The sequence below is a fragment of the Candidatus Kosakonia sp. 282A-S69 genome (assembly GCF_029433855.1).
Classification (GTDB): domain Bacteria; phylum Pseudomonadota; class Gammaproteobacteria; order Enterobacterales; family Enterobacteriaceae; genus Kosakonia; species Kosakonia cowanii_A.
The window spans coordinates 2,479,417-2,495,564 of sequence record NZ_JAROAU010000003.1 but is presented as its reverse complement, the minus strand read 5'-3'; the positions used below and the strand labels follow the sequence as shown (position 1 = coordinate 2,495,564).

Genomic DNA, 16,148 nt, shown 5'->3' with positions numbered 1-16,148 from the left:
CTTCTCCTTAATCCAGCCTGCGTTTTGTTTTCAGCCACGTCAGGCCGATAAACATCACGGCGGAGGCCACCAGAAACAGCATATTAATGGTCAGGACCAGCGGAATATTGCCCGCCAGAAAGAGGCTTTGCAGCGTGCTGACGAAGTAACGCGCCGGGATGATATAGGTCACCGCACGAATGATTGCCGGCATACTGTCGATCTGAAAGATAAAACCGGAGAGCATAATCGACGGCAGAAACGCGGCGTTCAGCGCCACCTGCGCGGCATTAAACTGGTTGCGGGTGGTGGTGGAGATCAGAAGCCCCATGCCGAGAGTGCTGAGCAGAAACAGGCTGCTGAGCAGGAACAGGATCAGCAGCGAGCCGCGATAGGGCACACCGAGAATAAAGACCGACACCAGCATACAGAGCAGCATCGCCAGCATGCCGAGAAAGTAGTAGGGGATAAGCTTACAGAGCAGCAGCTCGGCGCGGGTGATCTCAGTGGAGAGCAGCGCCTCCATAGTGCCGCGCTCCCACTCGCGCGCCACCACCAGCGAGGTGAGGATCGCGCCAATCACCGTCATGATAATGGTCACCGCGCCGGGAATAATAAAGTGCTGGCTGATGGCCGCCGGGTTGAACCAGTAGCGGGTCTGCACATCGATTAGCGGCGTGAAGCTCTCGCCGCGATCTTCCGCACGCTGTGCCTGCCAGAGTTGCCAGATCCCTTGCAAATAGCCCTGCACAAAATTGGCGGTATTCGGTTCGCTGCCGTCGGTGATCACCTGAATCGGTGCCACCCCGGCGGGTCTTGCCATCTGTGCATCGAAGTTGACCGGAATTACGACCAGGCCACGGATGCGCCCGGCCTGCATCATTTCGATCAACTGCTGGCGATCGCTGCTGATGGTGGCGTCAATATAGGGCGAGCCGGTGAGCGCATGGGTAAAGTCGAGCGCCTCATCGCTGCGCTGCTCAAGCAGGACGCCGACGCGCAGTCTGCTGGAGTCGAGATTGATGCCGTAGCCAAAAATGAACAGCAGCAGCAGCGGGATCACCACCGCAATCAGCCAGCTGCTCGGGTCGCGCACGATCTGCCGCGTCTCTTTGACGCACAGCGCCCGTACGCGCCGCCAGGAGAGGGCGTTAACGCGCATTGCTATGCTCCTTGTCCCAGTTCTGAATCAGCGTGATAAATGCATGCTCCATGGTGGGGTCCGGGTGGGTGTCGTCGGCGATCTGCGCTTTAAGCTCGTCCGGCGTGCCGCTGGCAATCAGTTTGCCGTGATAGACCAGCCCAATGCGGTCGCAATACTCCGCCTCATCCATAAAGTGGGTAGTGACCATCACCGTCACCCCTTTCTCCACCATGCTGTTGATATGGAGCCAGAACTCGCGGCGGGTGAGGGGGTCAACGCCGGAGGTGGGTTCATCCAGGAAAAGAATGTCCGGCTCGTGCATCAGCGAGCAGGCCAGCGCCAGGCGCTGTTTATACCCAAGCGGCAGTGCATCCGTGGCGTGGCGGGCAATCGCCTGCAGGCCAAACGCTTCGCTCATCCGCGCCATCTTCTCGCGCTGCGCGCTGCCACGCAGGCCGTACACACCGGAGAAGAAGCGCAGGTTCTGCTCCACCGTCAGATTGCCGTAGAGGGAGAACTTCTGCGCCATATAGCCGAGGCGCTGGCGCGCTTTGCCGGAGCTCACTTTGAGATCCATATTCAGCACCAGCGCCTGGCCGGCGGTGGGCACCAGCAGGCCGCACATCATTTTGAATGTGGTTGATTTGCCCGCGCCGTTCGGGCCGAGCAGACCAAAGATCTCGCCGCGCTTGACGGCAAAATTGACTTCGTTGGTGGCGGCGAAATCGCCAAACTTTTTGGTAAGCGATCTCGCTTCAATCACCGTCTCTTCGGCGTCGCCCTTCACGGAGTGGAGAATGGCACCAAGCGGCGACTCGGCGGCGCCCGCGCCGCCTAACAGGTCGATAAAGGCATCTTCAAAGCGCGGAGCAGTCTCCTCAATGTGTAGCGTCGGCATCGCTGGCGCGGCGTGAATCGCCTGCACATCGGTCCCTTTTTTCAGGATCATGCGTACCGACCGCCCCTGGATCACGCCATCGCTCACCTGTGGCAACTTGAGAATGCGCCGCAGCAGGCGGCGGTTATTCTCATCGCGGCTGGTGAGCAGAAAGCTGCGCCCGGCCATGCTGCGGGTTAACGCTTTTGGCTCGCCGTGATAGAGCAGTTCGCCCTCATTCATCAGCAGCACATCGCGGCACTGCTCCGCTTCATCAAGATAGGAGGTGCTCCAGAGGATCAGCATGCCCTCGCCCGCCAGCTCATGCACCATCTGCCACAGCTCACGCCGCGAAATGGGGTCGACGCCGACGCCTGGTTCATCGAGCAGTAACACCTGGGGATCGCCGACCAGCGTGCAGGCCAGACCCAGTTTCTGCTTCATGCCGCCGGAGAGTTTGCCCGCCAGCCGGTCGGTGAAAGGGGCGAGGGAGGTAAACTCAAGCAGGCGGGTAAACATCTGCTGGCGCTTCTCGCCGGTGACGCTGCGCAGATCGGCATAGAGGATCAGGTTCTCCATGACGGTCAGATCTTCATAGAGGCCAAATTTCTGCGGCATATAGCCGAGCACGGCGTGCAGTTCGCTGTCATTGTCGATAGGATCGAGGCCAAGCACGCGTACGCGCCCCTCATTCTGCTTCATCAGCCCGGCCAGAATGCGCATCAGCGTCGTTTTCCCCGCGCCGTCCGGGCCGACCAGCCCGGTGACGTAACCGGCCCTGATTTCACAATCCAGCCGCGCCACCGCGGGCTTCTCCATGCCGGGAAAGGCTTTTACCAGCCCGTCGAGTTGAATGGTCCGCTCATTCATGACGCGCCTCGTCGGCGAAGCGCAGCGTCACCGGCATCCCCTGACGCAGGTTATCATCGGCATCAGTGACGATAATGCGCAGGCGATACACCAGGTCGGTGCGCAGATCCGGCGTCTCAACGGTTTTCGGGGTAAATTCGGCGGTCGGCGAGACAAAGCCAATTTTGCCGTGATAGGGCTTATCCGGGCGGCCATCGGTGTAGAGCAGAATTTCAGCGCCCGGGCGCGTCTGGTGCAGATGGCGCTCATCTACATAGGCGCGTACCCACACCGGGCGGGTCAGCGATAGCGTTAACACGCTGCTGCCGGCATTGAGCATGCTGCCCGGCTCAACGGCGCGGGTCAGCACCGTGCCGCTGCTCGGCGCGACAAGGGTGGTGTCCTGGAGATCAAGCTCTGCCTGAGCGAGTGCGGCCTGCGCCTGTTCGAGACCCGCTTTCGCCTGGGCGATCTCCTGCGGGCGATTACCGGCGCGGAACTGGCGCAATTTATCCTGCGCCGATTTGAGCGTCGCCTGCGCCTGGTCGCGCGAGGAGCGGGCGTTCTCCAGATCGTTTGCCGAAATCACTTTTGTTTTCCACAGCCCCTGCTGGCGCTGGTAGAAGTTCTGCGCGTAATCGTACGCCGCCTGCGCCTGGCGGACGGCGGAGGCGGCCTGGGCGATCTCCTCGGCACGGTAGCCTTCGGTGGCTAACGCATATTTTGCTTCAGCAGTAGAGACGTTGGCTTTGGCCTGTAACAGCGCGTTTTCATAGGGCGCGCGGTCGATTTCGCCCAGCTTCTGCCCGGCCTGCACGCTGTCGCCCTCATCGACCTGCAGTGCCGCCAGACGCCCGCCGACGCGAAAACTTAAATTAACGGTGCGGATATCAACATTGCCATACAGCGTCAGGCTGTCGTCCTGCCTGCTTTGATACCAGTACCCACCGCCGGCGAGCATCGCCAGCACCACCACGCTGAGTAATACCACAACGCTACGCTTTTTCATCACTCCGGACTCCTGTGCGTTAATCCCTGCAAAATAAAATCGATATGGCAGGTGATGACTTGAAAGATCATTTCCGTTTTCTCTTCGTCAAACTGCGTCCAGCCTGCACGCAGCAAAATGGTTTCCCGCACCAGGCGAAAGGCGAGGATCTCGCCGATTAAGGCGTGAGCATGCAGCACCATCTGCGTGCTGTCGGCATCCTGGCCGGTGTAAGCGGCGAGCAGGCGCGTCAAATGTTGATGCATCGGATCGATCACCTGCTCGTGCACGATCTGATACGCGCGGGTAGGGGAGAGCTGCTCGCGGGAGATAAATTTGCTCAGGTTGAGGGTTTCATCATGGGTCAGCAGCGTCAGCATCTCTTTACTGGCGCGATGGATCAGCGCGCGGATCGCCGGGCGGTCTGGCTCAGGCTCGGCGAACAACGCCTCGGCGGCCTGCACGTGGGGTTGAAAATGGTGGCTAATAAAGTCGGCAATCCACTGCGCGCAGGCGAGATAGAGATCCTCTTTCGAGCCGAAGTAGTAGGGAATGGCAGCGATATTCTGCCCGGCCTGGGCGGCGATATCCCGCGTGGTGGCATGCAGGCCATACTCGCCAAACTGCGCAAGGGCGGCAGCAATTAACTGATTTTTGGCCTGTTCGCCTTTGCTGGTGGTCGGTGTGCTATTCATGGAGGCTATAAAATTAATCAATCGATTGATTAACTCTACGACGCTGAAAAAAGGTTGTCCAATTTTTGCGCAGAAAATGTGAGGGGGGCTAAATTTATGCCTTTTTCAGAGAATGAAGCGGGCAGATATCTTGCTGAGTCATTGACGCGGGATATTTTATGCGCCGGATCACAAAAGCTGATACACTCCGCACCTTCATGACATTGTGGTTTTTGTCATCAGTCTACCTATTATCTCCTCGAAAACTACACCTGTGACAGGTCGGGGCGGTGCGGAGTTGTTATGTCATTTGATGCCCTTGGCCTGAATCCGGATATCCTGCGCGCAGTTGCGGAGCAGGGTTACCTCGAGCCAACCCCTATTCAACAGCAGGCGATCCCTGCGGTGCTGCAAGGCCGCGATCTGATGGCCAGCGCCCAGACCGGGACCGGTAAAACCGCCGGTTTCACGCTGCCGCTGCTGCAACGTCTGGTGCAGAGCCAGCCTCACGCGAAAGGCCGCCGTCCGGTCCGCGCCCTGATCCTGACCCCAACCCGCGAACTCGCGGCGCAGGTGGGTGAGAACGTGCAGGAGTACAGCCACTATCTCAATATTCGTTCGATGGTCGTCTTCGGCGGCGTCAGCATTAACCCGCAGATGATGAAACTGCGCGGCGGCGTCGACATCCTGGTGGCTACTCCGGGTCGTCTGCTCGATCTTGAACATCAAAACGCCCTGAAGCTCGACAGCGTGGAAATTCTCGTGCTGGATGAAGCTGACCGTATGCTGGATATGGGCTTTATCCACGATATTCGCCGCGTGCTGGCGAAACTGCCGTCCAGGCGTCAGAACCTGCTCTTCTCCGCGACCTTCTCGGATGAGATCAAACAGCTGGCGGAAAAGTTGTTGCACAACCCACTGGAAATTGAAGTCGCACGCCGTAACACCGCGTCCGAACAGGTGACGCAGCACGTTCACTTCGTGGATAAGAAACGCAAGCGGGAGCTGCTGTCGCAGATGATTGGCGAAGGTAACTGGCAGCAGGTGCTGGTCTTTACCCGCACCAAGCATGGCGCCAACCACCTGGCTGAACAGCTGAATAAAGATGGCATTACCAGTGCGGCGATCCACGGTAACAAGAGCCAGGGCGCACGTACCCGCGCGCTGGCAGACTTTAAATCCGGTTCGATTCGCGTGCTGGTAGCCACGGATATCGCCGCGCGCGGCCTCGATATCGAAGAGCTGCCGCATGTCGTCAACTATGAGCTGCCGAACGTGCCGGAAGATTACGTGCACCGCATCGGGCGTACCGGCCGTGCTGCCGCCACCGGCGAAGCGCTGTCGCTGGTCTGTGTCGACGAGCATAAACTGCTGCGCGACATTGAGCGTTTGCTGAAAAAAGAGATTCCGCGTATTGCGGTTGCCGGCTATGAGCCGGATCCGTCGATTAAAGCGGAGCCCATTCAGAATGGTCGCGGTCAGAATGGCGGCCGTCAGGGAGGCGGTGGACGCGGGCAGGGCGGCGGCGGTCGCAGCCAGTCCGCGCCGCGCCGCAGTGAAGGTGAGACGCAGAAAGCGCGTCACCCGCGTCGCAGTAACGACGGCGGAGCCGCGAAATCGGAAGGCGGAGCCGCGAAGCCAGTGGGCAACCGCCGTCTTGATGGCGGTGCAGCGAAACCGGCAAACAACGGCGCGCGCCGTCGCCGTCCGCGTAAGCCCGCTTCCGCGTAATTCTGTTTCCGTTCAGGCCGGGTAGGTTTTTGGTGACCCGGCACTCGAAGCCGCCATCGGGCATTACGCCGGATGGTGGTTTTTTTATGGTGCCGCTGGAATGAGCTCACTGGAACGGCGTAGGCCGGATAAGCGTCAGCGTCATCCGGCAATGGGCCAGCCATGTGGCATTGGTGGAAGGGTTCCGTTCACCATGCGTTCGGGAGTTTCATTCATCTCTTAAGCGGTGAACGGGACAAGGGAAGCGGCCGCGCTCCCCTTGTCAATCCCCGCGGCCCCGCGAGGAAATCGGTGCTTCGCACTGCGCTCACCTCCCGCGTGCCTGACTGCGGCCGGCTCGACTCGGCTTGCTCGCCCCTACGGGACTCGCTCCATGCCTCGGTTCGCCTCTGTCCGCCATCCATGGCGTCCAGACCTTGTCATTCCCGCTTCGGTTCGCCGATTTCAGCGGGGACACAACACCTCGCTGCTATATCGCAGATAAAAGTAACATTGATGTCGCGGTAGGCTCGTTTTGGTAGGCCGGATAAGGCGCAGCCGCCATCCGGCAATCGGTGGCGCAGAAATAACGCCGGATGGCGCGTTACACGCTTATCCGGCCTACGCGGTTTCAGAGGCCGGGCTTCTACAACACCTCTCCATTACTGGCGATAACCTGCTGATACCAGGCGAAGCTGCGCTTCTTGCTGCGTTTCAACGTGCCGTTGCCTTCATTATCTTTATCGACATAGATAAAGCCGTAGCGCTTTTTCATCTCGCCGGTGCCGGCGCTGACAATATCAATCGGTCCCCACCAGGTGTAACCCATAATCTCGCAGCCATCCGCGATCGCCTCCGCCATCGCCTGAATATGGCGGCGGCCATAATCGATGCGCGCCTGGTCATTAATCTCCCCGTTGGCCTGCACCTCATCAACGCCGCCATAACCGTTTTCGACAATAAACAGCGGTTTGCGGTAGCGGTCCGCCAGCTCATTACAGACGATACGAAAACCGAGCGGATCGATAGGCCAGCCCCATTCGGTCTTCTCAAGGAAGGGGTTATCCAGCCCGGCAGTGCCGCCGGTATCAACGCGGAACTGCCCGCCCGCCTGGTGCAGCACGCTGCGGTAGTAGCTAAAGCCGAGGTAATCGGAGGGGTACTCCTTCAGCAGCTGCATATCGCCCTCCGCCGTCTCCAGCTTCACCCCCAGCTCGTTCAGCAGCCGTTTAGCGTAAGCCGGGTACTCACCCAGCATCATCACATCGGAGAAGAGCAGCGAGCGGCGGCGCAGCTGCATGGTCGAGAAGATATCTTCCGGGTTGCAGCTCGCCGGGTAGACGGTGCTCAGCGACAACATACAGCCGATAAGCGCATCAGGCATGATCTCGTGGCAGAGCTTGTTCGCCAGCGCATTGGCAACGAACTGATGGTGGTTCGCCTGCCAAATCTCCTGCGGGCTGGCATCAACATCCACCGCGCCGGTGGCGAACGGCATGCGGTTCATGTTGTTCAGCTCATTAAAGGTCATCCAGTATTTGACCTTGCCCTGATAACGGCGGAACACCGTTTCGCAGTAGCGGGTGAAGAAGTCGATAAGCTGGCGGTTTTTCCAGCCGCCATACTCCTGATAGAGCGCCAGCGGTGTTTCGTAATGCGAGAGCGTAATCACCGGCTCAATGCCGTACTTCAACAGTTCATCAAACAGATTATCGTAAAATCGCAGCCCCGCCTCGTTGGGCGTGGTCTCATCTCCACGCGGGAAGATGCGCGACCAGGCAATCGAGGTGCGAAAGCATTTAAAGCCCATCTCGGCGAAGAGCGCGACATCCTCTTTGTAGCGATGGTAAAAATCGACCGCCTGATGGCTGGCGTAGTAGAGCGTCGGGTCGATCACCGCATCATGTTTACCGGAGGCAATACCGCCGCGCACCACGTCGGCGATAGAGGGCCCTTTGCCATCTTCGTCCCACGCGCCTTCCGCCTGATTGGCGGCAATCGCGCCGCCCCATAAAAAGTCGTTCGGAAAAACAGACATATCCGCTCCTTAATCCGCTAAGTCTTCGCCGTTCGAGGCGATCAGTTTTTTGTACCAGTGGTAGCTTTTCTTCAGTGAGCGCGCCTGGCTGCCGTTGCCCATATCATCCTGATCGACATAGATAAAGCCGTACCGCTTGGAGATTTGCGCCGTCCCGGCACTGACCACGTCAATCGGCCCCCACCAGGTGTAACCGAAGAGGTCGACGCCGTCGGCAATCGCCTCCTGCATCTGCACCACGTGCTGGCGCAGGTAGTCGATACGGTAATCGTCGTCGATGGAGCCATCCGGCTTGACGGTATCCACCGCGCCGAGGCCGTTTTCAGCAATAAACAGCGGCTTCTGGTAACGGTCATAGAGCTGATTGAGCGCCAGCCGCAGCCCTTTCGGGTCAATCTGCCAGCCCCATTCGCTGGTGGTGAGGTGTGGGTTACGAATGCCGCCGGTGATCAGGTTGCCTTCTGCGCCGTCATGCAATGCCGGGTTGGCGCTGACGGTGCTCGACATGTAGTAACTGAAGGAGACGAAATCGACCGGGTGCTGGCGCAGGATCTCATCATCGCCAACCACCTTTTGCAGCGTCACCCCTTTTTCCGCCAGCATGCGATCGGTGTAGGCGGGGTAGTAGCCGCGTGCCTGCACATCGCTGAAGAAGAGCGACACGCGCTGCATCTCTTCACAGGCCTGCAAATCATCCGGATGGCAGGTGTGCGGATAGAGCATCTGGTAGCTGATCATGCAGCCCATCTGCGAGCCGGGAATAATGGCATGGCACGCTTTGGTGGCGAGTGCGCTGGCGACAAACTGGTGGTGCGCACCCTGGTACTTATCCTGCTCAAGATGCGGGTTATCCTCCTCGATCACCCCGACGCTGACATAGGGGTGGTGCTTCACACAGTTGATCTCGTTAAAGGTCATCCAGTACTTCACCTTTTTGCGATAGCGTGTAAAGACGGTGGTGGCGAAGCGGACATAGAAATCGACCAGCTGGCGGTTCGGCCAGCCGCCGTAATCGGTAACCAGCGCCAGCGGCATCTCGTAATGGGAGAGGGAAACAATCGGCTCAATGCCGTGCGTGCGCAGCGTGTCAAACACCTCGTCATAAAATGCCAGCCCCGCTTCGTTGGGCGTGGTTTCATCCCCGCGCGGAAAGATGCGCGTCCACGCAATCGACATGCGAAAACACTTAAAGTCCATACCGGCAAACAGCGCGATATCCTCTTTGAAGTGGTGGTAGAAGTCGTTGCCTTTGCGCTTTGGGTAGTACTTTTTGCTGTCAGGATCCTGCGCTTCGCGCACCTGCGCGTGGGTCATGCCGAGCCACTGATCGAGCCAGCGCTCACGCGGCGTGTTGATATCAAAGGTGTAGACATCGGAGACGGAGAGCCCTTTGCCATCGACATTCCATGCGCCTTCCAGCTGGTTGGCCGCCGTTGCGCCGCCCCATAAAAACCCTTCCGGAAATGATTTCGAGTAAGCCACTGATGTGCTCCTTATGCCGCGCTTGCGGTCAATGTGAGAAAAGCGTCCCGGCTGGCGACATCGCCATCTGTTTTTACCGGGCTGATATCGACGTACTGTTCGCTGTTGGTGACCACCACGATCACGCTTGGATCGATCCCCGCCGCCCGCAGCGCGGCGAGATCAAAACTGACCAGCAGATCGCCCACCTCTACGTTCTGCCCGGGCGCAATATGGCTGGTGAAGTGCTGGCCGCCGAGTTTCACCGTGTCGATACCGATGTGGATCAGGATCTCGGCACCGGTGTCGCTCTCCAGCGCCAGCGCGTGGTGAGTTTCAAACAGCGATTCGACCTTACCGTTGACCGGGGAGCGTAGCTCGCCGTTACTCGGGTCGATGGCCAACCCTTTACCGAAAATTTCATCGGCAAAGACCGGGTCGCTCAGGGTGTTGAGGGCTTTTAGCGTGCCGCTGACCGGGGCGAAGAGCCGCTCCTGCTCGCGCGCGATCTTTACCGGGCTGACGCCGGCCACCACCTTCTCTTCAAAACCGAGGATCACCGTCAGCACGGCAGCGGAGAGAAAGGAGAGCGCGATACTGACGATAGCCCAGAGAAAGGTCGGACCGACCAGCGCCGGCAGGCCGGGCAAGCCGCTAAGGGCAAAAGCGTAGGTTTTCACCCCCATCGCCATGGCAAAGCCGCCGCCAATCGCGCCGCCCAGCAGCGCGGCGGCAAAGGGGCGTTTGTAGCGGATATTGACGCCATACATCGCCGGTTCGGTGATGCCCATCATCGCGCTGAAGCTGGTGGAGAGCGCCAGCGACTTCAGCTTTTTATCGCGTGCGCGGATAAACACGCCAAAAGCCGCACCCGCCTGGCCGAGGTTGGCGACATAAAAGAGGATTTTGAACGGGTCGAAGCCCATGGTGCTGATGTTGTTAATCATGATCGGCACCAGCACATAGTGCATGCCGGTAATGATGATCAGTGACAGTGTGCCGCCGACCACCACGCCCGCAACGATGCCCATATTCTCCACCAGCCAGATAATGCCGCCGGAGAGCGCGTTGCCGGCGAAAATCCCCAGCGGTCCAATGACCATCAGCGTAATCGGCGCGACAATCACCAGGCTTAGCAGCGGGACAAACATCGTTTTCAGCACGCCGGGCATGATGCGGTCAATCAGCTTCTCCACCCGGCTTAGCAGCCACACCGCCAGCAGAATCGGGATCACCGTCGAGGCGTAATTGACCGTTGGCACCGGCAGGCCGAGGAAGCTCACCGGCAGGCCGGATTTAAACAGCGTCTGGATCGCCGGGTGGAAGAGGGTGGCGGCGAGCGCTACGGCGACATAGGGGTTGGCACCAAACTTATTCCCGGCGCTGAAGGCGAGTGCCAGCGGCATAAAGTAGAAGACGCCGTCACTGATGGCGAGCAGGATTTGATAAGTCTGGTTGCTGGTCTGAAGCCACTGCATGGCGACCATCAGTGCCAGCACCCCTTTCAGGATCCCGGCCCCGGCAATCGCCGGGATGATGGGCGAAAAGATGCTTGATAACCCCTCCAGTACCACCGACACCGGGTTACGCCGTTTACTGCTGCTGGCGCTTGAGGAGACGCCCGGCAGTTGCGCGAGCAGCGCTTCGCAGAGCGGGGCGACCTCATTGCCGATAATCAGCTGGTACTGATCGCCAGAGATATTTACGCCGATCACGCCATCCAGCGCGTCCAGCGCCGCGCGATCGACCTTATCATGATCGTGAAGAAGAAAACGCAGGCGGGTGATGCAGTGAAATAGCGACAGGATATTCTCCTTGCCGCCAATATGCGCAATGATCTTCTGCGCGGTTTCAGGGTAGTTCATGCTCATTCCTCCAGACAGACGCCCGATTTTCTGGCGTCATCAACAAACACCGGCCTTGGCCGATACCTTGTTTCCTCTGGGGTTTGCCTGATTTAACAGTAACAAGCCTGGATGGAATTCATTTTTTCACGCCGCAGGCCTGGCTGCCTGCCGGGTGGATTACGCTGACCGTTGCACCACATTTTCGATATGCACAGTCAGATAAAGTTTCTCGGAGTTACTCATGGAGTGGTGATAATGTTTGCCGACAAACTCGCTAATGGCGTTAACGCACTTCAGCGTCGTCTGGTAGCGGCGCTCAACCATGGCAAATAACTCCTCGTCATCGTTATTTAATACCTCGCCGGCAATCACCCGCTGCGCGAAAAATTTTAAGTGGGTAATAAAACGCTGGTAATTGAGGGTGTGCTCATCGGGCGGCAGGGTAAAAAAGTATCTGACGATATTTTGCAGCTGATAAATAAGCCGGGTGATCTGCGTGGTTTTTCCCATCGTATCGTTTAGCCCGGCGTTCACAACGTGCAGGGCGATGCTGCACGCTTCGCTGTCGGGTAGCAGCGTGCCGGTGCGCGCCACCACCATCCCCAGCGCCTGGCGGCCGATGGCGTACTCGGCGGTGTAAAAGTGGCGCACTTCCCACTCCAGCGGGTTGGTTAAACTCTCGCCTGTTTCGCTGCGCTGCAGGGCAAAATGGAGGTGATCGGCAAGCGTGACATACAGCCCGTCGCTTAATTTATGCGGCAGGGTTTCACGCGCGAGGGCGACAATATCCGCCGTTAGCTGGACAATTTCCACCGGCACTTCGCTCACCAGATCTTTAAAACGGGCCGAGAGCCGGGAGTCTTTCAGGTGGAATATCTTCTCGATGGCCTCCATATTGACGCGGTCACCGCTCTGGGTATTAAACCCGAGGCCGCGCCCGGTCAGAATAACCTCAACGCCGTGCTCATCGAGGGCGCTGACAACGTTATTATTTAATATTTGTTTGACCAGCATCGCCAACTCCTGCAAACAAAAACGGGCAAAACGTAAATACAGCCAGGGACGGAATAATCCCTTCAGTCTGCATTTAGGTTTTGCCCGATATTCGGTAACAAGCGTAATGCAGTTAAAAAGCTAGCATTGACCATATCAATGTTCAACGCATCCGAAAGCGGTTTCATAAATGGATCTGCCAATTTGTGATCGGCTTTGCGAAAAGTATCCTCTGCCTGACGCGCAGCGCTGCCCCCAGGCCGGGTTATCGGTCGAAGCGTGTTGCGCGATTTACGCGCGCGCTTCCATAACGGCAAAAAGCGTTCGCTCCTGTGGGCGAAAAAGTGCCACAATAGTGGCCGTTTATACAGTATTTCAGGTTATCGAATGGCCCTTACCGCCGCGTTAAAAGCGCAAATTGCCGCCTGGTATAAGGCGTTGCAACAACAGATCCCGGACTTTATTCCCCGCGCGCCGCAGCGTCAGATGATTGCTGACGTGGCAAAAACGCTGGCGGGCGATGAGGGCCGCCATCTGGCGATTGAAGCGCCGACCGGGGTGGGTAAAACCCTCTCATACCTCATTCCGGGCATCGCGATTGCCCGTGAAGAGCAGAAAACGCTGGTGGTCAGCACCGCCAACGTGGCGCTGCAGGATCAAATCTTCAGTAAAGACCTGCCGCTACTGCGTAAAATTATCCCCGATTTACGCTTCACCGCCGCCTTTGGCCGCGGGCGCTATGTCTGCCCACGCAATCTCGCAGCACTCGCCAGCAGCGATCCCAGGCAGCAGGATCTGCTGGCCTTTCTTGATGATGAGCTGACGCCCGGCAACAAAGAGGAGCAGACGCGCTGCGCGTCGTTAAAAGCCGATCTCGACAGCGATAAGTGGGATGGCCTGCGCGATCACACTGATAAAGCCATCAGCGACGATCTCTGGCGACGCCTGAGCACCGATAAAGCGGGCTGCCTGAACCGCAACTGCCACTACTACCGTGAATGCCCCTTCTTCGTGGCGCGGCGGGAGATCCAGGAAGCCGAAGTGGTGGTCGCCAACCACGCGCTGGTAATGGCGGCGATGGAGAGCGAAGCGGTGCTGCCGGAGCCAAAAAACCTGCTGCTGGTGCTGGATGAAGGCCACCATCTGCCGGATGTTGCGCGTGATGCGCTCGAGATGTCGGCGGAGATCACCGCCGGCTGGTATCAGCTGCAGCTCGATCTCTTCACCAAACTGGTGGCGACCTGTCTTGAGCAGTTTCGCCCGAAAACCCTGCCGCCGCTGGCCACGCCCGAGCGGCTCAACGCCCACTGTGAAGAGCTGTTTGAGCTGATTGCTTCGCTCAACGCCATTCTTAACCTCTATCTTCCGGCCGGGCAGGAGGCGGAGCACCGCTTTACGATGGGTGAACTGCCGGATGAAGTGATGGAGATCTGCCAGCGGCTGGCGAAACTGACCGAGATGCTGCGCGGGCTGGCGGAGCTGTTTCTCAACGATCTCAGTGAGAAAACCGGCAGCCATGACGTTGTGCGCCTGCACCGGGTGATTTTGCAGATGAACCGCGCGCTGGGGATGTTTGAGAGCCAGAGCAAGCTCTGGCGGCTGGCGTCGATGGCGCAGGCCTCCGGCGCGCCGGTCTCAAAATGGGTGACGCGCGAGGTGCGCGACGGGCAGCTGCACCTGCAGTTTCACTGTGTCGGCATTCGCGTCAGCGATCAACTGGAAAAGCTGCTCTGGCGCAGCGTGCCGCATATCGTCGTTACCTCGGCGACCCTGCGCTCACTTAACAGCTTCAACCGCCTGCAGGAGATGAGCGGCCTGAAAGAGAAAGCGGGCGATCGCTTTGTCAGCCTTGACTCGCCGTTTAACCATGTCGAGCAGGGGAAGATTGTTATTCCGCAGATGCGCTACGAGCCGCTGATGGAGAACGAAGAGCAGCATATCGCGGAGATGGCGACCTGGTTTCGTGAGCAGGTAGAGAGCAAAGCGCACCGCGGAATGCTGGTGCTTTTTGCCAGCCAGCGCGCGATGCAGCTCTTTCTCACCTACGTGCCTGACCTGCGTCTGCTGCTGCTGGTGCAGGGCGATCAACCCCGTTACCGGCTGGTGGAGCTGCACCGTAAACGCATTGATGGCGGCGAGCGCAGCGTGCTGGTTGGCCTGCAATCCTTCGCCGAGGGGCTGGATCTGAAGGGGGATTACCTCACGCAGGTGCATATCCATAAGATTGCTTTCCCGCCTATCGACAGCCCGGTGGTGATCACCGAAGGGGAGTGGCTGAAAAGCCTTAAGCGTTACCCCTTTGAAGTGCAGAGCCTGCCGAGCGCCTCGTTTAACCTTATTCAGCAGGTCGGGCGCCTGATCCGCAGCCACGAGTGTCGCGGTGAAGTGGTGATCTACGATAAGCGGCTGTTGACCAAGAGTTATGGGAAACGCCTGCTTGATGCACTGCCAATATTTCCAATTTCCCAACCGCCGATGCCTGACGTTATAGTGAAGAAACCAGAACAGAAGCGCCGCAGGCGCCGTTAACGATGTGAGCACGCAAGGAGAGTCCATGGATTACCGCACCATCATTAAAGAGGTTGGCCGGGGGAAAAATCACGCCCGCGACCTTGATATTGACACCGCCCGCAGCCTTTACGCGAAGATGCTCAACGGCGAGGTACCGGAACTGGAGATGGGCGCAATCCTGATTGCGCTACGCATTAAAGGGGAAGGCGAGGCCGAAATGCGCGGCTTCTATGCGGCGATGCAGGAGCGGACAATGAAGCTGACGCCGCCGGTGGCGAAGCCGATGCCGGTAGTGATTCCGAGCTATAACGGCGCGCGCAAGCAGGCAAACCTGACACCGCTGCTGGCGATTCTGCTGAGTAAACTGGGCTTTCCGGTGGTGGTGCACGGCGTCAGCGAAGATCCGACCCGCGTCGTCAGCGAAACCATTTTCGCCCTGTTAGGTATTGAAGCCACAACGCTTGCCGGGCAGGCGCAGGCGAAGCTGGAGGGGCATCAGCCGGTCTATATTCCGGTCAGTGCGCTCTGCCCGCCGCTGGAGGATCAGCTGGGGCTGCGCTGGCGCATGGGGGTGCGTAACAGCGCGCATACGCTGGCGAAGCTGGCGACCCCGTTTGCCGAAGAGGCGGCGCTGCGCCTCTCCAGCGTCTCGCACCCGGAGTATCTCACCCGGGTGGGGAAATTTTTCGCTGATATTGGCGGGCGCGGCCTGTTGCTGCAGGGCACCGAAGGGGAGGTGTATGCCAACCCGCAGCGCTGCCCGCAGATGAACCTGATCGATCCCGCAGGCGAGCGCGTGCTCTTTGCCCGCAGTGATGCGGCGCTTGAACCTGCGGCGGCGGGTGCGGCGAAAGATGCGGACAGCACCGCGCGCTGGATCGAGCGCTGCCTGAGCGGGCGCGAAGCGGTGCCGGATTCTCTAAAGGTGCAGCTGGCCTGCTGTCTGGTGGCGAGCGGTGAAGCGCAGACGCTGGAAGAGGGGATGGCGCGCGTCGCGGCGACAGTGGGATAAAAAAAAGCCCGTCACAATCCTGGACGGGCCATGCAAAGGGCAATAAGGGTCAATGAGGGTGGTGC

Annotated in this window: 11 protein-coding genes; 3 read left to right on the top strand and 8 right to left on the bottom strand. The window is 58.9% G+C overall.

Annotated features, from left to right (window positions below):
* Positions 1 to 7: 7 nt before the first annotated feature.
* From PU683_RS17450 to cecR, 4 genes are read right to left on the bottom strand one after another with little or no spacing between them, the layout of a single operon-like run.
* A complete protein-coding gene (locus PU683_RS17450; protein ID WP_277173692.1) occupies positions 8 to 1,141 on the bottom strand; it encodes an ABC transporter permease in 1,134 nt (377 codons plus the stop codon).
* A complete protein-coding gene (locus PU683_RS17445; protein ID WP_277173690.1) occupies positions 1,131 to 2,870 on the bottom strand; it encodes an ATP-binding cassette domain-containing protein in 1,740 nt (579 codons plus the stop codon). The genes PU683_RS17450 and PU683_RS17445 overlap by 11 nt, the downstream gene beginning before the upstream one ends.
* Positions 2,863 to 3,858, bottom strand: coding sequence for a secretion protein HlyD (gene hlyD / locus PU683_RS17440; RefSeq protein ID WP_277174322.1), 996 nt, complete (start codon positions 3,856 to 3,858; stop codon positions 2,863 to 2,865). The genes PU683_RS17445 and hlyD overlap by 8 nt, the downstream gene beginning before the upstream one ends.
* The gene (gene cecR, locus PU683_RS17435; RefSeq protein ID WP_023479037.1) at positions 3,858 to 4,532 is read right to left on the bottom strand and encodes a transcriptional regulator CecR; all 675 of its coding nucleotides are present in this window, start codon (positions 4,530 to 4,532) and stop codon (positions 3,858 to 3,860) included. The genes hlyD and cecR overlap by 1 nt, the downstream gene beginning before the upstream one ends.
* A 282-nt stretch (positions 4,533 to 4,814) precedes the next feature.
* Here cecR and rhlE point away from each other — a divergent pair, with 282 nt between their 5' ends.
* Positions 4,815 to 6,242 carry an ATP-dependent RNA helicase RhlE gene (rhlE, locus tag PU683_RS17430; protein WP_277173688.1) on the top strand — a complete coding sequence of 476 codons (1,428 nt, stop codon included), beginning with the start codon at positions 4,815 to 4,817 and terminating at the stop codon, positions 6,240 to 6,242.
* A 625-nt stretch (positions 6,243 to 6,867) separates the two neighbouring features.
* On the opposite strand, the gene PU683_RS17425 is transcribed toward rhlE, so the two are convergent.
* The 4 genes from PU683_RS17425 to licT form a co-directional block, all read right to left on the bottom strand.
* Positions 6,868 to 8,259, bottom strand: coding sequence for a glycoside hydrolase family 1 protein (locus PU683_RS17425; RefSeq protein ID WP_277173686.1), 1,392 nt, complete (start codon positions 8,257 to 8,259; stop codon positions 6,868 to 6,870).
* 9 nt (positions 8,260 to 8,268) lie between these two features.
* Entirely contained in the window at positions 8,269 to 9,741 is a 1,473-nt protein-coding gene (locus tag PU683_RS17420; protein ID WP_277173684.1) for a glycoside hydrolase family 1 protein, read from the bottom strand.
* Between the two features lie 11 nt (positions 9,742 to 9,752).
* Positions 9,753 to 11,585, bottom strand: a complete 1,833-nt coding sequence (locus PU683_RS17415; protein WP_277173682.1) for a beta-glucoside-specific PTS transporter subunit IIABC — start codon at positions 11,583 to 11,585, stop codon at positions 9,753 to 9,755.
* A gap of 159 nt (positions 11,586 to 11,744) precedes the next feature.
* Positions 11,745 to 12,581, bottom strand: coding sequence for a BglG family transcription antiterminator LicT (licT, locus tag PU683_RS17410; protein WP_277173680.1), 837 nt, complete (start codon positions 12,579 to 12,581; stop codon positions 11,745 to 11,747).
* 366 nt (positions 12,582 to 12,947) lie between these two features.
* On the opposite strand from licT, the gene dinG reads away from it, so the two are divergent.
* Positions 12,948 to 15,089 (top strand): ATP-dependent DNA helicase DinG, encoded by a 2,142-nt coding sequence (gene dinG, locus PU683_RS17405; protein ID WP_277173678.1) that lies wholly within the window; start codon positions 12,948 to 12,950, stop codon positions 15,087 to 15,089.
* Between the two features lie 25 nt (positions 15,090 to 15,114).
* Entirely contained in the window at positions 15,115 to 16,083 is a 969-nt protein-coding gene (ybiB, locus tag PU683_RS17400; protein ID WP_277173675.1) for a DNA-binding protein YbiB, read from the top strand.
* Positions 16,084 to 16,148 lie beyond the last annotated feature (65 nt).